Here is a 21,148-nt window from a genome sequence, read left to right as displayed (position 1 = left end):
GCAAGGACTCAAGCCGGAACGCCGAGCTGGATCGGGCAATTCAGCGTCACTTCGCTGCCCGAGGCATCGGACCGGATGTCGAGCGTTCCGCCCAGTCGCGCGGCGCGCGCGCGCATGTTCTGCAGTCCCATGCCGACCGATGGAGGCAGAGAGGCACCGCCATCGCCCGCAAAGCCGTGGCCGTTGTCCCGGACCACGAGCCGCAGCTGACCATCGGCGACCTCGATGTGCACCTCGACCCGGGTGGCGCCACTGTGCTTGAGCACGTTCGCCAGCGCCTCCTGCAGCACGCGCAGGAAATCCAGGTCGCGCTTGCCGCCGAGCCTGCAGCCTTCGACCGCGATGCGCCAGCGGCATTCGATGTCGGCCGCCTCCAGCAGGCGCGTGCTGCGGTGGCGCAGCGGCACCAGAAGATCGGACAGCTCGTCGGTGTCGTCGAAGGCCGAGCTCTCGATGATCAGGCGCAGGTCGTCGTTCACCTCCCTCAGGGCCCACAAGGCGATGTCGTCCTCGCTGCCGCGATTGCCGAGCGTGTGGATGTGGCTGCTCAGCGTCATGCCGAGGCCGTCGTGCAGGTCGCGCACGAGGTTCAGGCGCTCGGTCAGGCGGGTCTGTACCAGTTCCGCGGCATGCTGCCGGCCCAGGCCCTCGGCCAGCCGCTGTCTGGCCTGCTCGACGCGCTGCTGCAGTTCGGCATTGAAATGCTCGACCAGCCGCATGCTCTTGACCATGCGCCAGGTCAGCACGAAAGAGATGCCCAGCAGCGTCGCGCTCGACGAGAGCGCCACGTAATAGCGGGTGCCGGGCATCCACTCGAGAAAGATCAGCGTGTCGTGAACGCCTGCCACGACGGGCAGCAGCAGGCAGGCCGCCAGCACCGCCACCTCGAGGCGGCGCGTCGCGAAGGCGTGGCGGATGATGAGCGCGCAACTGGCGAGATAGGCGAACAGCGCAGTCAGCACCGCTGCGTTGCGGACTGCGCCGAGCTGTGCAGTCGGCGCCAGCCACAGCGCCGCGATGCCGACACCGGTGACGATGAACACCGCGCGCCGCGACCTTGGCCGGGCGAGTTCGCAGAAGTGCAGCGTGAACATCACGAAGCAGGCGATGCTGGCGAGCAGCGCGACGTGATTGGCACGCTGGAAGGCCTCGGTGCTGGCGAAGGGCCAGGTGCCGAGCGCCACGTAGTTGAACGAATAGCCGACCCAGAGCAGCGAGAACAGACTGAACCAGCCGTATGTCAGCTCGCTGCGGCGCAACAGCCACAGCATGCCGTACATCACGCCCATGGCAAGCGCCAGGCCGATGCCCAGCAGCGGCAGCACGCGCCGGGTCAGCGTCGACTCCCGAAAGGCACTCTGGACCGCAGCGGGCGCGCCCAGCGTCACGGCACCGAGGCCGGGCTGGTAGGCAGCCAGCCCCGACACCCGGACCAGAAGTTCGTTCGGGCCGCTGCGCAGCAACGGCGGGTCGACGACCCAGTAGCGCGGCAGGTTCCACGAGCGCGCCAGCGGTTCTTCGAGCTGCGTGTCGCCGCCGATCATGCTGCCGTTGAGATAGACGGCGCCGGCCATGTTGATGTACTCGAGCATCAGCCCGAGTGGCTGCGGTCCGGTTGCCGCGCCGTCTTGTAACCAGCGCAGCCGATACCACACCACGCCGTCGAAGCCGGGCCAGCGCGTCGACCAGCTGTCGGGCAGGCTCACCGGGGTCCATCCGGCAGTGGGCGGCGCGCTCGCGTTCCAGTCGCCCTTCGCGGCTTCGATGCGCTCGAAGCCGTGCGCGGCACCGACCATCCACAGGCAGGCCAGCAGCAGCAGGCCGGCCCGCCGCATCAGGGCAGCAGCCCCTGTGCCCGCGCGCTGTAGACCGCGCCAGCGCGCGAGCGCACCGCGAGCTTGCGGTAGATGTTCTTGGCGTGGCATTCGACTGTGTTGATCGACAGGGAGAGGCTGGCGGCGATTTCTCGGTTGCTGTGGCCCTGGGCCACCAGTTGCAGCACCTCCAGCTCGCGCGCGCTGAGTTCGGCGGCCTGGGTCGAAGCGGCCGGCGCGGGGGCGATGGTAGCAAGGGCCGAATGGCCGACCGCCGGCGCGGCCATCAGCTTCAGGATGCGGCGTGCGATCACAGGATCGATCGGCGCACCGCCGCGCTGCATGCTTGCGAGCGACAGTTCGAGCTCGACGTCGCTGCCGTTCTTGAGCAGATAGCCCACGGCGCCGCCGCGGATCGCCTGCAGCACGGTGGCATCGTCGCCGAGGCTCGAAACCACCACCGCATCGACCGCGGGCACATGGGCCTGCATCCAGGGCAGCAGGTCGAGCCCGCTGCCGTCGGGCAGGCCGACGTCGAGCAGAGCCAGGTCGAAGCGGCCGGCCGCAAGGCGCTCGCGTGCCTCGGCCAGCGAGCCGGCCATGGCACAGCGCGCCTGCGGCGCCGCCTGACCGGCCACGCGCTGCAGGCGTTGCCGCACCGACGGGTCGTCGTCGACGATCAGGATGTCTTCCACCGGGGCCTCGGGTTGCTCATGGTTCGCACATTCTCCGTCGACCCGCTACTTGCCCGCCTGGCCCTGGTTGATCACCACCCCGCCCGCACCGCCATCGAGCGTCGTCGCCTGCGAACTGCTGCGCTTCTGGTTGTCGACATAGACGTCGAGCGAGCCGCTGCCCTTCTGCTGGGCGTTGGGGTTCACGGGTGGCTTGGCTGCCGCGGCGGCCGGCGTGGCCGCTGGCGTGGCCGGTGTCGCCGGGCTGCCCGCCGGTGCGGCTCCCGGCTTGGCCGCCGGGGTCGCCGCCGGAGTCGCCGGCTTGGCGGGCACGGCGCCGGCCTTGGTCTTCGGCGCCGGCGTCGCCGGCGTGGCCGCGGGTTTGGCCGGCGTAGCCGGGTTGCCGGGCGACGGTGCCGCCTTGGCTGTCGCCTTCTTGACCGGCGACAGGCTCGACCCCGAGCCTGCCGCTGCGAAGCCCACGGTCTGCGAGCTCGAGGTGCTCTTCGCGTCCTTCTGCGTGAAGCTGCCGCCGGCGTCGGCCGTGATGCCGTTGGCGGCCTTCACCTGCGTGCCCTCGAGCGCGGTGTTCTTGCCCGACGAGAGACGGATGGCGCCGGCGCCGCTCGTGATGCTGCCGCCCGTCGCGGTGTCGCTGCTGGATTTGGACGAGCCCACGGCCAGGCCGGCCTCGCCACTGCGCTCGTTCATGGTCTCGCCGCCGGTCTTCTTGCCGCCGCCCGCAGGCCGGGTGCCGCCGACGTTGTCCTTCTTGCCGCCGCTTGCTGCGGCCGAGACATCGACCGACAGCGAACTGCTGCTCTCGACCTTGCGCGCCGCGCTGAAGTCCAGATTGCCGCCGGCCGCCACGGACACGTCGCCCTTCTCGCTCGCGATCTTCGTGCCGGTGAAGCTGGCGTCGCCGCCGCTCTTGATGGTCAAGGGCCCGCTGCCGCTCTGGATGCTGCCGGCCACGTCCTCGTTGAGGCTGCTCTTCGACTGCGCGTAGCCGACCGCGGCGCTGCCGCTGGCGCCCGACTTGCCGGCCGTGATGCCGACGTCGACACCCACGTCCTGGCTGCTCGAGGACGCCGTGTTCTTGGCCGCCGCGAAATCGACCTTGCCGCCGGCATCGACGCTGGCGGCGCCGCCGGCGCTCAGGTTCGTGCCTTCGAAGCGGGTGTCGCCGGTGGTCTTCACCGTGAGGTTGCCGCCGGCTGCGATGCCGCCGACCACGGCGTTGCTCTCGCTGCTGCTGCTCTTGGCGCCGTCGTAGCTGACGCCCACGCTGACGTCCTTCTTGACCAGATCGACGCCCACCGTGGCACCGGCGCTGGTGCTGTTCGCGCTCGCGCTCGCGGTGTTCTGCGCCGCCTTGTAGTCGAGCGAACCGGCGCTCAGCGACACGTCCTTGGCCGCAGAGATCTGCGTGCCTTCCATCGTCGTCTGGCCGCTCGAGCTGCTGTTGACGCTTCCGCCCATCCGGATGGTCGAGACCACCGCGTTGCTGCTGGCCGACTTCTCGGACTCGTTGTCGTACTGGTAGCTGGCCCGGATGCCGGCACCGCCGTCGGCCCCCTTCTTCACCGGCTTGCTGGCGCCCGGCCCGACGGCGGCCGTGGCGGACACCTCGGCCGAGGCCTCGGCATAGGCGCCGACCCTGGCCGTGTGGGTGGTGCTGTTCGACGAGCTGTAGGTGGTGTCGGCCGCGGCCAGGCTCGTGATGGTCTTCGCCGACTGGTTCAGGTCGCCGCCGCCTTCGATGCGGGTGCCGACGTCGGTGATCGAGTTGCCCGCGTTGCGCGTGATGTTGCCGCCGCTCGACAGGCCCGAGGTCACGGCGGTGGTCGAGCCGTCGACCGAGCTCGATTTGGTGTTCGAGCCGTACAGCCCCACCTCGCCCGAAGCCGAGGCCTTGGCACCGGCGCCGGCCTGTGCGCCGACGCCGACATTGGCGCTGGCCTTCGCGGTGGCGCCGGCGTTGCCTGTTGCGTAGAGGCCGGCGGTCGTGGTGTCGCTGCTCTTGCGCACCTCGTGCACGTCGTCGACCGCCTTGAAGCTCATGTCGGTGGCGCTCAGGCTCATGTTGCCGCCCGAGCTCATGGTCGAGCCTTCGAGCGCCAGCGTGTCGCGCGCCTTGACGTCGAGGTTGCCCTTGGCGTTGATGGCCGAGCCCTGGTGCGTGGTGTCCAGCGTGTCGGTCGTAGTCTTGCTGCGCTGGAAGAGGTCGAGCCGGTTCTCGGTCGAGGCCGAGAGCTCGGCGCCTGCCTGTGCGTTGGCACCGGGCGTGCCCTTGCCGCCCGCGGCACCGGCGCTGGCCCCGGCCTTGGCGCCGACCTTGTTGTCGGTGCTCGCCATCAGGCCGACCTTGGTGGTCGTGGTGCTGGTGGAGGACGTGCGCTTGTCCTCGGCCGCCAGCAGGTTGACGTTCTGCGCATTCACGCTCGCATTGCCGCCGGCATTCACGGTCGATCCCTGCAGCGTCACGTCCTTCGCCGCGTCGACCACGAGGTTGCCACCGAAGTTCAGGTTCGATCCGACGTGGCGCAGGTCGGTGCTGCTGGTCTGCGTCGTGGTGGTCGAGCTGAAGGCCAGGCCGGCGGCGCCCTTGCCGCTGGCTTCGGCGCCGGCCTGCGCCGAGGCGGATGCCAGGCCACGGCCCGAGCTGGCCTCGGCCGATGCGCTGGCGCTCGCCTTGCCGCTGCCCGAGGCGCTGACCTGCATCACGCCGGTGCTCTTGCTGGTGGTGCTGCTCTCGTCGTAGTTGCGTCCGGCCAGCACGTTGACGTTGGTGGCGCTGATCCTGCCGTCGCCAGCCACGTTGACGTCCGATCCCTGCACCGTGATGTCGTTCTTCGCCGCGAGCGATGCGTTGCCGCCGACCTGCAGCGTGCTGCCCACATTGCGCACCGACAGGCTGTCGGTGGTGGTCGTGTTGGTGCCGTACAGCGAGTTGTTCATGCCGAGGCCGCTCGACTTGCTCTCGGTGTGCGTGGTGGTGCTGTTCTCGCGCGCGATGATGTTGAGGTCGCCGCCGGCCTTCAGGTCGGCGTTGCCGCCGACCTTGGCATCGGTGCCCGCGAGCGTGATGTCCTTGCCCGCATCGACCGCCAGGTTGCCGCCCACCGTGAGGCCCGACTTGACCTGCTCCACCTTGGTCGTCGTGGTGCTGGTGTAGCCGTTGCCGTTCTTGACCGCGATGTTGGCGAAGCTGCTGGTGGTGTCCTTCTTCTCGAGCGTGTCGAAGGTGACGTTGCCGCCGGCCTTGAGGCTGGCGTCGGTACCGGCGTTGATGGTCGCGCCGATGTTGGTGATGTCCTTCTTCGCGTCGAGCGACAGCGTGCCGGTGGATTCGATGCCCGCCGTCTTGCCGAGCACCGTGCTGTAGAAGTGCTCGCCACCGCCACTCAGGCTGTCGGTCTTGTTGACGATGCTGCCTTCGGTCGAGCTCAGGCTGACGTTGCCTCCCCTGATCGTGCCCGACAGGTTCGTGATGTCGCCGGTCGATGCGATCACCAGCGCCTTGCCACCGACGATCGTGCCGCCGGTGTTGGTCAGCGATGTCAGGCTCAGGTTGGCGTCCTGCGCCGAGATCACCGCGCCGCTCGCGATGTTGTTCTTGGTGCTCTGGGCGAGATACACCACCGGCGCCAGCACCGTCTTGCCGTCGATCTCGGTCTGCACCATCCAGACCATGTCCTGCTTGAGCGCAGCCTGCTGCTGCGGCGTCAGTGCCTTGCCGTAGGTGAGTCCGAGCGATTCGACCTGGCTCGCGGCGCTCTCCATCAGGCCCTGCATCTGCGTGCCGGCGTTCTGGTAGCTGGCCAGCACGGCGCTGCCGGTCTGCTTGATCACCTGCTGCTTGACCAGCCAGGCCTCGTAGCTCGCATCGCCGAGCCGCATCGACAACTGGTCGGGGTTGTAGCCGAGCAGCTTGGAGAGGTAGTCCGAGCCCATCGTGGCGCTGCCGGTCATGTAGAGCGGATTGCTCTCGACCAGGTACTTGGCACCGGGCTCCTGCGCCGTCACGAAGAGCCCGTTCGGGTTGGTCGGCAGCGCGATGTCGATGCCGCCGAACGAGGTGCCCTTGACGCCATTGGCGGCGTTGGCATCGAGGAAGGAGATGCCCGACACCGGACGCGCGCCGGTCGCGCCGCCGAAGGCGGCGCCGGTCTTTGCGGCCTCGGGGCCGCTCAGGCCCTGGGTGCCTGTGAGGGCGGGTCCGCCCTGGGCATCGCCCTTTCGGACCGCCGCCTTGCTCGTGCTGACCCCTTCGGTAACGCTGGTCAGGTCTTCGTTGCTGCCGACGTTGCGCGCGGTCGAGCCGTTGTTGACAAGGCTGAAGCCGGTGCCGCGCAGCACGGCCGTGTAGAGGCCGGCTCGAAGCACGTTGTTGGCGCTCGGAGTCTGCGGGCTGTCCTCGTAGCCGCTGGTGTAGCAGACGTCGTCCCAGGTGCCGTTGCGGTCGCAGAGCCGGTTCTCGTAGTCCTTGTCCGGACCGAGGGCGATGTACTTGGTCGTCGTCGAATAGCGCACCACATGCTTGGTGGTGGTCAGCGCCAGGTTGTCGTTGGTGAAGCTGGCGCCGTCGAGCCTGAAGCCGTGAACGCCGTCGGCGATGCCCAGGCCCGCATGAAGGTTCCTGTCCGACTGCGCGGCGTCGTACGAGAAGCCCTGCAGCGTCATCTGGTTGCCGGCGAAGAGCGTGCCTCCGGTATTCCTGCCTTCATGGAAGGCCAGCCGCATGTTGCGGCCTGCCGTGACCTGCGGCACCACGTCCGGCAGCGCCTGCGAATAGCGCTGCGTCACGGTGTAGTCGTACTGGTAGAGCGTGGCGACGTCCTTGTTGCCGCCCTCGTAGACGCCGGGCGACTTCTTGTCGTCGCGCGAATCGATCTCGTCGTGCACACTGTCGGCGCCGCGCTGGTCGATGCGCGTGAGGCCGATGATCTCGTTGCGCAGCGTGGCGGCAACGATGTCGACGTCGTTGGTGGCGTTGATGATGCGGCCGTTGACCAGCGTGTTGGCGGTCAGCGAGAGGCTGCCTTCGCTGTTGATGTCGCCGGTATTGGTCAGCGTGCCGTTGGCCCGCGCAGTGAGCTGGTTGCCCGCATACAGCAGGCCGGCGTTGTTCAGCTTGCCGGCCGAGGCGGCCGGCGTGCCGGCGCTCAGATCGAGCGCCCCGCCGTTGGCCTGCACGCGCAGGTCGTGCAGCGCAGACAACGCGCCGGTGGCGCCGACCGTGATCGACGGCGCCTTCACCTCGAGGTCGTTGGCCGAGAAGATCAGGCCGTTGTTGGTCAGGGCCCCGGTGGTCTCCACCACACCCGTGCCTGACCCGCTCAACGCGGCCAGGACGCGGCCGGTCTTCGCGCTCGAGCCTGAGCCCTGCACTGCAAGCGACAGCGTCGAGGCCTTGAGCGACAGGTCGCCCTGGGAAACCAGCGCCCCGAGGGCGCCGATCGCGACGTTGCCGGTGTTCACGCCGACGCTGTCGCCCACGGCGGTGCCGTTGAGCGCCAGCGTGGACTGCGCATCGCCGGTCACGGTCAATGCGCCGCCGCTTTGCAGCGTGCCGTCGAGGGTGGCCGTGTAGCTGTTGGCGCCGAGCGCCTTCAGCGTCAGCGCACGGGCGGCGAGGATGTCGCCGTTGCCCGCCGTGCCGTCGACGCGGCTCTGCAGGCCGTCGCTGCCGATGGCCAGCGTCATGCCGCCGAGCGACTGCAGCGTGCCGCGGTTGACGATGCCCTTGCCCGACAGCGTGCCTCCGCCAGTCCCGGTGGTCGCCATCGTGATCACGCCACCGGCCTGGTTCGTCAGCGTGCCGCCGGCGGCGATGCTCGAATTGGCGCTGCCGCCGCCCTGGATGTTGCCTGCGTTCGAAAGGCCGGCCACCGCGATCGCCAGCTTGTCGCCCAGCATCACGCCGCCCTCGGCGTTGTCGACCTGGCTGCCGGTGCCCGAGATGCCGAGGACGGCGCCATTGCCCGGCTGGCCGTTGCCGGCCTGCAGGGTGCCGGCGTTGCTCAGGCCGTTGACGTCGCCGACGTTGGCCTGCAGGTTGCCGCCGGTGCGCAGCAGTGCGAGCGCCCGGTTGTCGATGCGGCCGGCCGTGATGACGGCGTCCTGTTGCGCCTGCAGGGTGCCGCGGTTGGTCAGCGTGCCGGCGACCCTCACCTGGCTGGCGCTGCCGCCCGCCTGCGTGGACAGCAGCCACGTGCCCTGGTTGTCGATGCTCCCGGCATCGATGCTGCTGCCGCTCGCGGCCTGCACCCAGCCGCCGGACCGGTTCTGCACCGCGGCCGCCTTCAATGCCATCGCACCGTCGGCCAGCAACTGGCCGCTGTTGTCCACGGACTGCGTCGCGCCGCCCTGGCGGTCGGCGACATCGAGGTTGCCGGCCGCATGGATCTTGCCGCTGTTGGCGATCGCGCCATCGACACGCAGCGTGGTGTCGCCGCCGGACGCGGTCACGACGCCGGCGTTGTCCAGCCCCTCTGCGCCGCGCAGCGCGACGGTCGAACCTGCGAGCGTGCCGCCGGCCGCATTGCCGATCGCACCGCCGCTGTCGACGGACAACGCCTGCCCGGCCTGCAGCACCGCGCCGGACCCATTGTTGAGCGTGCCGGTCGTGGCGAGGTCGAGCTTGCCGCTCGCCGCGATCACCTGGCGGTTGTCGAGCTCGCCCGCGCTCACGGCCGCATTGCCGGCCGACTGCATCACGCCGGCGTTGAGCAGCTTGCCGCCGACATCGACCTGGTCGCTGGCGCCGGCCTGCTGCGACAGCAGCCAGGTGCCGGTGTTGGCGAGGGAGTCGGCGGCGACCTTGCTGCCCGTCGCAGCCTGAACCCAGCCACCGAGGGCGTTCGTCACCGCGCCCGCCTGCAGGTCCAGCGCGCGCGCGGCGAGCAGGTCGCCGCTGTTGTTCAGTTGCCCGGCCTTCGCCACGACGTCCTGCGCGGCACGCACGCTGCCGGCGTTGTCGAAGGCGCCCGCCACGTTCAGCTTCGCGCTGCCGGTGACGGCCAGCACCCGGCCGCCGTTGCGCAGGCTCGCTGCATCGATCGTGTTGGCGCCGCCCGCCTGCATCCAGCCGCTGTTGTCGATCGCAGCGGCACGAGTGGTCATCGACTGGCCTGCAAGCAGGTTGCCGCTGTTGTCCAGCGCCTGGCTCGCGCCGCCGGTGGCGTCGGCGATGTCGAGCGCCTCGCCGGAGTTGACGGTGCCGGTGTTCGTGATCCGTTCGCCCGCGCGCACGCTGACCGAGCCCCGATCGGCCGTGATCACGCCGGCGTTGGCGAGACCGCCCCGGGCATCGATCGCCAATTGCCCGGCGATGCTCTGCACGCCCTGACCATCGCCGACGGCCGTCGAAACCTTGCCCGCGCTCGTGAGTCGCAAGTCGCCCTGGGCGCGAACGGCGGCGCCGCCGAGCGCCATGTCGCCCGCCGTTGCCTCGACCGCGAGCGCGCCACCGGCCTGAAGGCGGGCGCCCTGCCCCGCATCGACTCGGCTGCCGACGGCCTTCAGGTCGTTGCCCGCGATCACGGCGCTGCGCACCAGCGCCAGGCCGCCCTCGCGCGCGGTCGCGGCGATGTCGCGAGCCGCCGTCAGGCTGGCGTCGGCCAGCGCGATGGCGACGGCGTCCTTGCTGCTGCTCGCGAGCAGCACGTCGCGCTGGGCCGAAATGCGGTTCTGCAATTCGATCCGGCCTGCGGCCGAAAGCACGAAGTCCTCGGCGCTTGCCGCCGCGTCACCGAGCATGCGCACGCCCACGCCCGCCTCGGTGGCGCTGAGCCTGATCCGGTTGGCGTACATGCCGCCGAGCGCGGCGCTGTCGATGGCGTAGGCCGGTGCCGTGCCCTGCGCCGCGACGCTGCCGGTGACCGCGCGCGTGCCGTAGTCCCACTGGTTGGTGCCGGTCGTGATGCCGAGGTCCTGCGCGTTGACCTTGCCCTCGATGCGCACCGAACGCGTCACCAGGTCGAGCACCTGCTGCGCGGTGGCGTTGAGGCCGTTGCCGGTCACGAGGATGTCGCCGCCGTTGACGTTGAAGCCGCCCAGGCTGCCGTCGGCCCGCATGAAGGGCAGTCCGGTGGTCAGCGTCACGCGGTCGGTGTTGATGAAGCCGCAGCTCGAGCAGGTGATGCCGTAGGGATTGGCCAGCACCACATCGGCCCGGCCGCCGAGCACTTCGGTGAAGCCGGCCAGCGTGCTGCGGTTGTTCGAGACCACCTCGTTGAGGATCACGCTGGCCGACTTCGCCGTGTTGTAGTTGGCCATGATCTGCCCGGCCAGCTGCGAGCTGTAGGCGATCTGTGCCGTCGTCGTGTTGTTGAGGATCAGGCCCGCGGCATTGACGTTGAACTGCTGGTAACGGTTGTGCGACAAGCCCGCGGCATTGGGATTGGCGATGTTGACCACGGTCGCGCCGTTCGGCGCCAGGTAGACGTTGGTCTGCGCGCCCGGAGCAGCCACGGCGGTCTGCGCGCCGGCCGACGAGGCGCCGAGCGCCCCTGCCAGCGCGGCGGCCACCAGCAGAGGCGCGGCGGGGCGGATGCTCTTGCTGCTCTTGCCGCGTCCGCGCGAGGTCTCGGCGACTGCGATCCAGGCCTGCACGGCAGTGTTCCAGACGATGCGATAGATGTGGTTCATGGCAATTCCTTCGTCTGGTTCAGAGCGAGTAAGACAGGCGGATGCTGTAGATCGTCCCTTCGCTCGGCATCCCGCCGGGCAGGTGGGCAGCACGCGATGCGAACAGGTCGGCGCTGAGTCCGCGCCACTGGAACGCGACGCCGAGCGTCACGCCCGACATCGATCCCGAAGGCACGCCGGGCGCCTGGTTGGTGACCGAACCGAAGTCGTAGCCCGCATAGACACGGCCCGCGATCGCCTGGCCACCGAGCGTCGCCGTCCAAGGCAGCGACAGGTCGTTGTGCAGGTAGTAGCCGCTGTCGCCGCTCAGGGTGTTGAGCATGAAGCCACGCACGGAGCCTGGCCCGCCGATCAGGATCTGCTGCGAGCCGTAGAGCGTGCCGCCGCTGTGCTGGCCGCTGAACTGGCTCGACAGCAGCAATGGCCGGCCCGCCACGTCGAAGCGCCGGTTGAAGCCCAGGTCGAGCGTGATCTTGTCGAACTGCGCATGCGGGAAGTCGGCGGGCAGGTCGTCCGGATCTTCCATCGCGCCCAGCACCTTGAGGCCGCGCACATAGGCCAGGCGGCCATTGGCGATGCCGCCTGCGGCCTGGGTGAATCCCGAGAGGCCGATGTCGAACGGGCTCAGCTTGCGGCTGCCGACTGCCAGGAACTCGTGGCCCAGGAAGTTGCGGCTGTCCTGCGTGGTGAGTCGCCCCGACAGCGACAGCCTCGAGGCCTGGTCGCGATAGATCACCCGGTCGGCCAGGAGGCTCTGGGTCGAGGTGGTGCCTTCGGAGGCCAGCTTCTGTCCGCTCGGCAGCTGCAGCGTGTTGACGTAGTTGCTCTCGCTGGCGTCGAAGGCGAAGGTGTAGTAGCCGAAGGGCACGGCCGCGTGCAGGGCGGTGCTGTTGGAGTTGTGCTCGCTGTCGTGGGGCACCGACTGGCGGCGCGTGATCGCGATGACCTCGTTCAGGCCCAGCAGGCTGTCGAAGCTCAACGTGGCCGATGCCGCGTCGCGGCCGGTCGACGGCGTGCCGAGGTTGTCGTAGGTGGCGAACAGGTTCACCGGAAAGCCGGCCTGGTTGCGCACCACGACCACGCTTTCGCCCGGACGGGTGCCGGGCTGGATGTCGAGCGTGGCCGAGTTGGACGACAGGCTGTTGAGCTGGTCGATGCCCTGCTCGAGGTCGCGCAGGTTCAGCAGGTCGCCGGGCCGGGCCGGAAAGGCGCCGCGGATCGAGGTCGAGTCGGGGTTGCGGCCCGATTGCTCGAGCTGGAAGCGCTCGATCGAGCCTTCGATCACCGTGATCTCGAGCACCCCGGTGCGCAGGTCCTGCGCCGGCAGGTAGGCCCGGGTCGTGATGTAGCCGCGGTCGATGTAGCTCTTGGTGAGCGTCGCGAGGATCGCCTCGAGCTCGCTCACGCCGAGGCAACGGTCGGCGTAGTCGCGAACCAGGCCCCGGCGGACCTCGTCGGGCAGCAGGGCGGCGCCGCTGATGCGGATCTCGCGGATGTCCCGGCACTTCACGCCGAGGTCGGGCACCGCGATGGGTGGCTGGACCGGAAGGATGTCGGTGCCGGTGCGTGGCGCCTGTTGCAAGGCGCGCTCCTGCTGCTGGCGCAGCAGTTCCTGCTGCTGGCGCTCGAAGACCTGGTTCTGCCGGTCGATCTCGCGAAGGTCGACCTGGGCCTGCGCTGTGGCTGCGGCCCACAGCAGGGGCAGGGCCAACAGCAGCGAAATTTGTATCCGGCAGCGGGCCCGACGGGTGGCGCGCAGGGATGGAGTCGACAGGTAGATGGACATGAAACCAAGGGGGAAGACAGGGCTCGGACGGATGCGGAATGCGACCCGTGCAGGCCCTCTGCGGGTTTTCGAGCGCGCGCAGACTTTTACAGAAAGTTGCATTTTTGCAAATCCCGGAAACCGGTGATTCGCGGGTGGCCGCCGATCCGAGCGATGGACGTCCCGCGTCCTAGAATTCGTGGCCCATGACAGACGACGTCCGACTTCCGCCGACCCGGAATCCCTGGTGCGGGGTTCGCTGACGATGGGTTCCCGCTGGCGCCGAATTGCCGTCGTTCTCGCGCTGTCGATGCTGACCGGCGCCTGCGGCCTGCTGCAGGTCGACGGCCAGATGAGGCGACTAGACGTCGCCATGTACTTCACCGGCATCGTGCAGACCGAGGGGGAAGCGCGCGCCCCGATCGTCGTGGTGCTGCACACGGTGGACGAATCGCCCAAGGCGGTCTACGTGGACGTGGTTCCGCGCGGCAAGGGCGTCTACCACCTGGCGGCGCCGCCGGGACGCTACGCGATCCTCGCCTTCGAGGACCTCAACCGCAACCTGAGGCTCGATGCCGGCGAGCGCGCGGTCGTCCGGCAGGGAACCGCGCTGGGTCTCGACGCCATCGACAACCCGCCGACGCCGGCCACCGGCCTCGACAGCATCCTGATCGCGTCGTCGACGCCGGCCACCGTCGATCCCGCCATCTTCGGGGCGCCGTATGCGGCGCTGCTCAAGCTCCGCGCGGAGGAGTTCGGCGCCCCGGCGACGATCGCCGAGGAACGCTTCTCGCCCGAACGGGTGCGCCAGGGCCTGTTCGAGCCGCTGCGCTTCCTGCGCGAGGGGCGCTCGGGCCTGTTCATGCTCGAGCCCTACAACCGCGAGCGCATCCCGGTGATCTTCGTGCACGGCATCGGCGGCTCGCCGCGCGACTGGGAGCACGTCATCGAGAAGCTCGATCGCAAGCGCTTCCAGCCCTGGGTCTTCTTCTATCCCTCGGGCGTGCCGATGAGCTACTCGGCCATGCTGCTCAGCAATGCAGTCGACGACCTCTACTACCGGTACGCCTTCGCCACCAGCATCGTGGTCGCGCACAGCATGGGCGGCCTGGTGGTGCGCGGGGCCTACAACATCAGCGAGCGCGAAGGCCGCACGCCGCCGGTCCATCACGTGGTCACCATCTCGACGCCCTGGCTCGGGCATTCCGCGGGGCGATGGGCCAACGTGGGGCCCACGCGGGTGCCGGGCTCCTGGATCGACATGGCGCCCGACTCGCCCTACCTGCACGAGCTCACCGTGGTGCCGCGGCCCGGGCAGGTCAGGCACACGCTGTTCTTCGGCTACGGCGGCCGGTCGCCGCTGGTCGGCGGCAACAACGACGGGATCGTGGCCGTGCAGAGCATGCTGGATCCGGACATCCAGTCGCGCGCGGATGCGGTGGTCGGCTTCGACGAGGACCACATGTCGATCCTGCGGTCCGACGCGATGAACGAACGGCTGGCCCGGCGGCTGCAGGAAGAGCTCCGTTAGCATCGGCGCCCACCCATTCCAGGAGCAGCACATGCCAAAAGGTTATTGGATCGCCCGCGTCGACGTCTCCGATGCGGAGCAGTACAAGAAATACGTCGTCGCCAACGCCGAGGCGTTCCGCAAGTACGGCGCGCGCTTCCTGGTTCGCGCCGGCCGCTTCGAGGCCCCCGAAGGCACCAGCCGCTCGCGCAACGTGGTCATCGAATTCCCGACCTACGAGGCGGCGCTCGAATGCTGGAAGTCGCCCGAATACCAGGCCGCGGTCAAGTTGCGGACCGCGGTGTCGACCGGCGACGTGGTCGTCATCGAAGGCTACGAAGGCCCGCAGCCCGGCTGAGCGGCAAGGGGCGCGCCGTCCGGGTCGACCGGCAGCGACTCCGCCGGCATGCACCTACACGGCAGGCGCACGAATTCGGCGACAAACGAGGACCGACCACCGTCCAGTGAAAGCCGACCATGACCACCGCCCGCGCGGCACGCCTGCTGAGCCGCCTCGGCAGCGCCTGGAACGGCGTGCGTCAGACCGCGATGGCCACGCCCGGCCTGCGCGTCCTGATCCCCGCCATCCGCAACTACATTCTGCACCAGAGCGCCAACCAAGCCGGCAGCCTCGCCTTCTCGTCGGTACTGGCGATGTTCCCGCTGCTGCTGCTGCTGTCCGCCGGCGCGGGCTACTTCGGGCAGCCCGGGGACGCGGCAGCGCTGGCCGACCGCGTCGTCGGCTATGCGCCGCAGGTGGTTCGCGATGCGATGCAGCCGGTCATCAGGCAGGTGCTTTCGCAGCGCAACCAGGCGCTGCTGGCCATCGGCCTGCTGGCGACCCTGTGGACCGCCTCGTCGGGCCTGCAGGCGGTGCGCAGCGCGCTCAACCGCTCGTACGGCATCCGGCGCGGCCTGCCGTTCTGGAAGGCGCGGCTGAAGGTCACGCTGTTCACGGTGGTGGTGGGCATCGGCACCCTGGCCGCCTTCAGTTCCGTGATCATCATGCCGTACCTGTGGCGGCTTCTCGAAGCCAACGTGGGCGCCGGCCAGGAGACGCCATGGCTGCGCAACGGCGTGCGCTACGGCTCGGCCTTCGTGGTGCTGACGCTGCTGTACGCGCTGCTCTACGGCTGGCTGCCCGACATCCGCCAACGCGTGCGCTCGGTGATCCCGGGCGCGATCGTCGGCGCGGCGCTGTGGGTGGCGGCTGCCGCCACCCTGTCGTACACGCTGCGCACGGCGGGCAAGCTGGCATTGGTGTACGGCAGCTTCGCGGGCGTGGTCGCGACGCTGGTATTCCTTTACATCAGCGCCACCACGCTGATCTTCGGGGCCGAGATCAATGCGGTGCTGCGCCGGCCCGGCAACCGGCCGACGGACGAGTCCGACACCGGCCACGGCGAGCAAATTGCCCCCCGCGCAGATTCGCCAGTTGTTCCCGGGTAAAATACCGAGCTCTATGTCGGACACCCAACTCACCCAGGACGGCCTGCGCTACGTCAAGAAGGCTTCAGGCTCCATCATCACCACGCCGCGTGCCGAATCCATGATGTCGTGCTTCAAGTGCGGCAAGTTCGTGCTGCGCACGGCCATGGTGTCGCGCCGCTTTCTTGGCAAGAACCATCTCGTTTGCGCGCCCAAGTGCGGCTAGGCGGCAAGTCCTAGACCGCGGCGCCTTCCGGCGCCGGACCGCCGCGCAATCCAGAATCCGAACACGCACGCGCATGAGCCCGAACCAGCGTCTGGCCGACTTCTCCGCGATCCTCAAGGTCAAGGGTCTGGAGGGAGGCCTCGCGTTCCTCAACGCGCAGGTGCCTCTTCGCTACACCGCGGTCTACCGTTTCGCCGGCCTGATCCTGAAGAACGTCTGCCTGCACGATGCGCTGGGCCAGCCGCAGCTGCCGTTCCTGTCGGCCGTGCCGCTGGACAAGAGCCTCGCGCATTTCGTGAAACCCGGCAGGCCCTTCAGGACCGACGATTCGTCGAAGGACCCGAGGTTTGCCGGCCATGCCTACGATGGCCTGCTGTTCTCGTACCACGGCACGGCATTGCTGGCGCCGGCGGGCCACATGTGGGGCGTGCTCTGCCACTTCGACTTCGCGCCGGTGCCCCTCCCCGACGATGCGTTCGCCTTCCTGGAAGACGTGGCGCCGGTGGTCGCCTCGTTTGCGATGGACCCGCACGCCTAGGCGGGCCCCGACGAACGCCGCGCGATATATTGCCGCCTCAGCAACAAGAGAGAACCATCACATGGCAAAAGCTTACTGGGTCAGCGCCTACCGTGCCGTCAACGACGCCGACAAACTCGCGGCCTACGCCAAGCTGGCCGGCCCGGCCATCACGGCCGGCGGCGGCCGCTTCCTGGCCCGCGGCATTCCGTCCAAGGTCTACGAGAACGGCCTTGCCGAGCGCACGGTGCTGATCGAGTTCGACAGCGTCGCGCAGGCCACGGCCACGCACGACAGCCCCGACTACCAGGCGGCGCTCGTTGCGCTCGGCGACGGCGCGGATCGCGACCTGCGGATCATCGAAGGCGCCTGAGCGCCTGAGCGCAAGTCGAGGCCAGCGCCGGGCCGCCCGGGGGCGGCCTGCTGCGCCCTCGGGGGGCACCGACCCCCACTCAGTGGGGGCGCGCGGGTCCTCATCTGGCCATCGCGCGGGCGAGCAGCCGCCGCGCCTGCGGCAACCCCGCCACATCGACCCTCCGGCCTTCCAATCGCACCGCCCCCCCGGCGGCAGCATCTGCGGCCACCACCCCGCGCGGCCAGTGCGTTCAGCGCGATGCAACGTCGACCTTGGCAAGCCCGCGCCTGAATGCCAGCCGGCGCACGGGGATGGCCGATGACGGTAACCGGCCCGGGCCTACACGCGAACTCGGCCACACGCGTAGACATGGACGATGTCCAACAGCCCCGAAGGAACTGCCATGTCCAGCAACGACCAACCGATCGCCCCCAACTCCACCAGCCCCGACAGCATCGACCTGCAGTCCGACCAGTCGATGCGCGAATGGGCGCACAGGCTCGACGTGACCGAAGCGCAGCTCAAGGAGGCCGTCAGCGCCGTAGGCGATCGCGCCACCGATGTGGAAATGCACCTGAAGGGCTCGCGCAGCACGACCAACGTCGATCGCACCGTGCAGGCCTCGGGTGCTGACCGCGCCTAGCAAGAAGAACACGACAGCGAGCCCCCCGCCTACGGCGCTCGTGCGACTGCGACGACAAGCGCCACCGCGGTGCCGGGCCATCGTTGTCTCGACTCTTCAAACACGGAGAGATCGCATCACACCACCACCGCCTCCAAGGAGGCCCACCCAAGGAGTTCAGAAATGGCTGCAGAAAATTTCACCCCAACCGACGCCGTCGGCACCGAAGCCTTGTCCCACGACGAAGTGGTCGACGTGCTCAACGACCTGCTCGAGAACACCCGCGATGGCGAATACGGCTTTCGCACCTGCGCCGAGCAGGTCGAGACGGCCAATGCAAAGCAGCTGTTCGCGAGCCGCGCCGACGGTTGCCGCCAGGCCGGCGAGGAGCTGATCCAGCTCGTTCGCGCCTACGGTGGCGAGCCCGCCTCGGGCGGCACCGCCGCCGGCGCGATGCATCGCGGCTGGGTACAGATCAAGGGCACCGTCGGCGCCGACAGCGAACTGTCGATCCTCGAATCCTGCGAACGGGGCGAGGACACGGCCGTGGCGCGCTATCGCAAGGCCCTGAAGCAGAACCTGCCGGCCGACGTGCGCGCAGTGGTGCAGCGCCAGGCCGATGGTGCGCAGCGCAACCACGACCAGATTCGCGACCTGCGCAACGCCGCCCGCAAGAGCGACTAGCCCGCCGCTAGAGGGCGGTAAAGCGCGGCGCCACCTGCGTGTCGATCGCGCCCGAGGCAGTCCTAGGAAACAGGCCGCGCGCGACGTTGTGCGGATGAAGGGCTGCCTCGTCGATGCTGAGCACCGGCGCAAAGCAGACGTCCGTGCCTTCCAGCAACAGGCTCCACTCATCACGCGTGCGGGTTCTGAAAAGCGAGGCAAACCGGGCCTTCAGCGTCGGCCACTTGTCGGTGTCGCCCTGCTCGCGCGGATCGACATCGGTCATGCCGAGCTTGTCAAGCAGCAGGGCATAGAACTGCGGCTCTAGCGCCCCGATGGTGATGTAGCCCCCATCCGCGCAGGCATAGGTGTCGTACTGCGGCGAATCGTGGAAGGGGCTCGGCCGGCCGCCGCCCAGCGCGTCGCTGGCATGCAGCCAATGCACCAGTGTGCCCAGCATCGCGACGACATCGACGATCGCGGCATCGACCACGCGGCCGATGCCGCTGCTGCGCGCGTCCAGCACGCCGCAGACGATGCCGAAGGCAAGTCCGAGTGCACCGGCAGCGTCGCCGACCACGGTGGGCGGCACGATCGGTGCCTGCCCCGGCCGGGCGGCCAGCGACAGCAAGCCGGTCAGCGCCACGTAGTTGAGATCGTGCCCCGCTGACTGGGCCAGCGGTCCCTGCTGACCCCAGCCGGTCATGCGGCCATAGACCAGCTTTGGATTGCGGGCCCTGCAGGCTTCCGGCCCGAGGCCCAGACGCTCCATCACGCCGGGCCGGCTGCCTTCGATAAGCGCGTCGGCGCCGGCGACGAGGTCGAGCGCGCGCGCGAGGTCGTCGGCCTTCTTGAGGTCCAGGCCGACCACCTTTTTTCCCGCGCGCAGCGGGTAGTCGGCGCCGCCCATCTGCTGCACGGGGCTGGGCACCGGGCGAGCAATGACGGTCACGTCGGCCCCCATCGCCGCAAGGATGCGGCCCGCGACCGGCCCGGGGCCGATGCCTTCGAATTCGACGACGCGCACGCCGCGAAGCGGGGTCTGGAGATCATGGTTCGGATTCATGTGCTGCTGCTTCAGGTTGATGGGCCATTGCGGCCCGTGGACGGCTGCCGTGCGAGGCGCCTTGCGCCGCACATGCTACGGCGCATGCAGCCGGTCGGCGATGACGGTTCACCTCGGTCCGCTGGCAAAAGGAATCGATCATGCACGCCGAGGTCCGGCGGGCGCGCCGCAGCCGGTGAGCCGGCACCCGCCCCTAGACCACCTGCCGATCGCGCCCTTCCCAGAACGGCTTGCGCAGGTCCTTCTTGAGGATCTTGCCCGTGGGGTTGCGCGGCAACGCGGCCACGACGTCGAAGGCCCTCGGGCACTTGAACGACGCCAGGCGATCGCGGCAATAGGCCAGCAGCGCTTCGGGGTCGATCTCCGTGCCGGGCGCCGCGACGACCACGGCGCGGGGCACTTCGCCCCAGCGCTCGTCAGGCACGCCGATCACGGCGACGTCGTCGATGGACGGGTGCTCGGCCAGCACGCGTTCGATCTCGGCCGGGTATATGTTCTCGCCACCGCTGATGATCATGTCCTTGATGCGGTCGGTGACGTAGATGTAGCCGTCTGAATCCATGTGCCCGCCATCACCGGAACGCAGCCAGCCGTCGGGCGTGATCGCCGCCGCGGTGGCCGCGGGGTTGCCCCAGTAGCCGCCCATCACCTGCTCGCTGCGGACCCAGATCTCCCCGGGCTCGCCGGCTGCAACCGGCTGGCCGCTGGCGGGGTCGCAGACCCGGATCTCGACGCCGGGGATCGACTTGCCCGCGGACACCAGCCGGTGCGCCACGGCGGGGTTGTCATGATCGGCCGGAGGGAGCGAGCTCACGGCACCGCTCTGCTCGGTCATGCCGTAGACCTGCCGCATCACGCCGGGAAAGAGCGCGAGCGATGCCCGCATGACCGGCAGCGGCATCGGCGAGGCACCATAGGAGAGCGACTGCAACGCCGAACAGTCGCGCCCGGCGGCACCCGGCACCTTGACGATCGCCGCCATCAGGGCCGGCACGAAAAACGTGTGCGTGATCTTCTCGGTCGCGAGCATCTCGAGCGCCGCCACCGGGTCGGGCGTGCGCATCATGAACAGGCGGGCGCCGACGCTGACGCCCACCAGCGCATAGCTGGTGCCGCCGACATGGAACAGCGGCATCGCGACCTGCATCCTCGCGCCTTCGTCGATGGGCACGTCGGCCACGGAATTGCGCGCATGCGCCAGCATTCCGCGGTGGGTGAGCATCGTGCCCTTGGGAAACCCGGTGGTGCCGGAGGTGTAGAGCTGAACGAAGCAGTCGTCGGGGGCGGCGGGATGCACCGCGGCATCGGGCGCCTGCGCCGACAGCCAGGCTTTGTATTCGTCGTCGGCACCACCGATGCGGATTACGCGTTCCACGGTGGGCAGCTGGTCCCTGAGCCCGTCGACGAGCCCGGCGAATTCCGGCCCGACGAACAGCAGCCTGGCGCGTGCGTCGTTGACGACGTAGACGATCTCCGGTGGCGCGAGCCGGAAGTTGACGACCGCGTTGGCCGTTCCCACCTGCGCGCAGGCCAGCGTGAGCTCGAGGCACGAGGGGTGATTGAGATCCAGCACCGCGATGCGATCGCCGGGCCCGAGCCCTGCCGCCCGCTGGGCGGCCGCATTGCGGCGCACCCGGCGCCCCAGCTCGGCCCATGTCCAGTCGGCGCCACCGAAGCTCAGGGCCACCGCATCGGGCCGTCGGGCTTCCCATTGGGCAAGGATCGCGGTGAAGTCGGTGGCAACGGACATGCGGGCTCCTGGTGTGGACGTGGCGGGAACGACCCGCGGCGCGCAGGCGATGGTGAGGGATTCAGGCCTTCCTGCATAGAGGTCGAGTGCGGATGCCGCGACG

General features: G+C 69.3%; 14 protein-coding genes. 8 read left to right on the top strand and 6 right to left on the bottom strand.

Annotated elements, in window-relative coordinates:
* Positions 1 to 8 precede the first annotated feature (8 nt).
* Genes QTH87_RS19885 through QTH87_RS19870 form a run of 4 tightly spaced genes read right to left on the bottom strand, consistent with a single transcriptional unit; the run spans position 9 to position 12,854 of the window.
* Positions 9 to 1,835, bottom strand: a complete 1,827-nt coding sequence (locus QTH87_RS19885; protein ID WP_286611718.1) for a sensor histidine kinase — start codon at positions 1,833 to 1,835, stop codon at positions 9 to 11.
* Positions 1,835 to 2,509 carry a response regulator transcription factor gene (locus QTH87_RS19880; protein WP_286611717.1) on the bottom strand — a complete coding sequence of 225 codons (675 nt, stop codon included), beginning with the start codon at positions 2,507 to 2,509 and terminating at the stop codon, positions 1,835 to 1,837. The genes QTH87_RS19885 and QTH87_RS19880 overlap by 1 nt, the downstream gene beginning before the upstream one ends.
* Positions 2,510 to 2,554: 45 nt before the next feature.
* On the bottom strand, positions 2,555 to 11,143 hold the full coding sequence (locus QTH87_RS19875; protein WP_286611715.1) for a hemagglutinin repeat-containing protein: 8,589 nt from the start codon (positions 11,141 to 11,143) through the stop codon (positions 2,555 to 2,557).
* A 19-nt stretch (positions 11,144 to 11,162) separates the two neighbouring features.
* Positions 11,163 to 12,854 carry a ShlB/FhaC/HecB family hemolysin secretion/activation protein gene (locus QTH87_RS19870; protein WP_286611713.1) on the bottom strand — a complete coding sequence of 564 codons (1,692 nt, stop codon included), beginning with the start codon at positions 12,852 to 12,854 and terminating at the stop codon, positions 11,163 to 11,165.
* 301 nt (positions 12,855 to 13,155) lie between these two features.
* On the opposite strand from QTH87_RS19870, the gene QTH87_RS19865 reads away from it, so the two are divergent.
* The 8 genes from QTH87_RS19865 (at position 13,156) to QTH87_RS19830 (ending at position 18,250) form a co-directional block, all read left to right on the top strand.
* Complete coding sequence (locus QTH87_RS19865) at positions 13,156 to 14,439, top strand: alpha/beta fold hydrolase (RefSeq protein ID WP_286611711.1); 1,284 nt, start codon at positions 13,156 to 13,158, stop codon at positions 14,437 to 14,439.
* A gap of 31 nt (positions 14,440 to 14,470) precedes the next feature.
* The gene (locus QTH87_RS19860; protein ID WP_286611710.1) at positions 14,471 to 14,776 is read left to right on the top strand and encodes a DUF1330 domain-containing protein; all 306 of its coding nucleotides are present in this window, start codon (positions 14,471 to 14,473) and stop codon (positions 14,774 to 14,776) included.
* Between the two features lie 119 nt (positions 14,777 to 14,895).
* Positions 14,896 to 15,867 carry a YihY/virulence factor BrkB family protein gene (locus QTH87_RS19855; protein WP_286611709.1) on the top strand — a complete coding sequence of 324 codons (972 nt, stop codon included), beginning with the start codon at positions 14,896 to 14,898 and terminating at the stop codon, positions 15,865 to 15,867.
* 13 nt (positions 15,868 to 15,880) lie between these two features.
* Positions 15,881 to 16,072 carry a hypothetical protein gene (locus tag QTH87_RS19850; RefSeq protein WP_286611708.1) on the top strand — a complete coding sequence of 64 codons (192 nt, stop codon included), beginning with the start codon at positions 15,881 to 15,883 and terminating at the stop codon, positions 16,070 to 16,072.
* Positions 16,073 to 16,145: 73 nt separating this feature from the next.
* The gene (locus tag QTH87_RS19845; protein ID WP_286611707.1) at positions 16,146 to 16,610 is read left to right on the top strand and encodes a GAF domain-containing protein; all 465 of its coding nucleotides are present in this window, start codon (positions 16,146 to 16,148) and stop codon (positions 16,608 to 16,610) included.
* Positions 16,611 to 16,671: 61 nt separating this feature from the next.
* Positions 16,672 to 16,962, top strand: a complete 291-nt coding sequence (locus QTH87_RS19840; RefSeq protein ID WP_286611706.1) for a DUF1330 domain-containing protein — start codon at positions 16,672 to 16,674, stop codon at positions 16,960 to 16,962.
* Positions 16,963 to 17,347: 385 nt separating this feature from the next.
* Positions 17,348 to 17,587 carry a DUF3606 domain-containing protein gene (locus QTH87_RS19835; protein WP_286611705.1) on the top strand — a complete coding sequence of 80 codons (240 nt, stop codon included), beginning with the start codon at positions 17,348 to 17,350 and terminating at the stop codon, positions 17,585 to 17,587.
* 162 nt (positions 17,588 to 17,749) lie between these two features.
* Positions 17,750 to 18,250, top strand: coding sequence for a ferritin-like domain-containing protein (locus QTH87_RS19830; protein ID WP_286611703.1), 501 nt, complete (start codon positions 17,750 to 17,752; stop codon positions 18,248 to 18,250).
* A 7-nt stretch (positions 18,251 to 18,257) separates the two neighbouring features.
* On the opposite strand, the gene QTH87_RS19825 is transcribed toward QTH87_RS19830, so the two are convergent.
* Complete coding sequence (locus tag QTH87_RS19825) at positions 18,258 to 19,295, bottom strand: CaiB/BaiF CoA transferase family protein (RefSeq protein ID WP_286611702.1); 1,038 nt, start codon at positions 19,293 to 19,295, stop codon at positions 18,258 to 18,260.
* A 193-nt stretch (positions 19,296 to 19,488) separates the two neighbouring features.
* Positions 19,489 to 21,045 (bottom strand): long-chain-fatty-acid--CoA ligase, encoded by a 1,557-nt coding sequence (locus QTH87_RS19820; RefSeq protein WP_286611701.1) that lies wholly within the window; start codon positions 21,043 to 21,045, stop codon positions 19,489 to 19,491.
* Positions 21,046 to 21,148 lie beyond the last annotated feature (103 nt).

The organism is Variovorax jilinensis (genome assembly GCF_030316885.1).
GTDB classification, from domain to species: Bacteria; Pseudomonadota; Gammaproteobacteria; order Burkholderiales; family Burkholderiaceae_C; genus Variovorax; species Variovorax jilinensis.
Note: the sequence above shows the minus strand (reverse complement) of the source record. Positions and strands in the feature narration are given on the sequence as shown.

Excerpts from the sequence above, each read along its gene's own strand:
- QTH87_RS19855 (WP_286611709.1), top strand. The coding sequence starts at position 14,896 with ATGACCACCGCCCGCGCGGCACGCCTGCTGAGCCGCCTCGGCAGCGCC.
- QTH87_RS19845 (WP_286611707.1), top strand. The coding sequence starts at position 16,146 with ATGAGCCCGAACCAGCGTCTGGCCGACTTCTCCGCGATCCTCAAGGTC.
- QTH87_RS19820 (WP_286611701.1), bottom strand. The coding sequence starts at position 21,045 with ATGTCCGTTGCCACCGACTTCACCGCGATCCTTGCCCAATGGGAAGCC.
- QTH87_RS19830 (WP_286611703.1), top strand. The coding sequence starts at position 17,750 with ATGGCTGCAGAAAATTTCACCCCAACCGACGCCGTCGGCACCGAAGCC.
- QTH87_RS19850 (WP_286611708.1), top strand. The coding sequence starts at position 15,881 with ATGTCGGACACCCAACTCACCCAGGACGGCCTGCGCTACGTCAAGAAG.
- QTH87_RS19840 (WP_286611706.1), top strand. The coding sequence starts at position 16,672 with ATGGCAAAAGCTTACTGGGTCAGCGCCTACCGTGCCGTCAACGACGCC.
- QTH87_RS19825 (WP_286611702.1), bottom strand. The coding sequence starts at position 19,295 with ATGAATCCGAACCATGATCTCCAGACCCCGCTTCGCGGCGTGCGCGTC.
- QTH87_RS19885 (WP_286611718.1), bottom strand. The coding sequence starts at position 1,835 with ATGCGGCGGGCCGGCCTGCTGCTGCTGGCCTGCCTGTGGATGGTCGGT.
- QTH87_RS19835 (WP_286611705.1), top strand. The coding sequence starts at position 17,348 with ATGTCCAGCAACGACCAACCGATCGCCCCCAACTCCACCAGCCCCGAC.
- QTH87_RS19875 (WP_286611715.1), bottom strand. The coding sequence starts at position 11,143 with ATGAACCACATCTATCGCATCGTCTGGAACACTGCCGTGCAGGCCTGG.
- QTH87_RS19860 (WP_286611710.1), top strand. The coding sequence starts at position 14,471 with ATGCCAAAAGGTTATTGGATCGCCCGCGTCGACGTCTCCGATGCGGAG.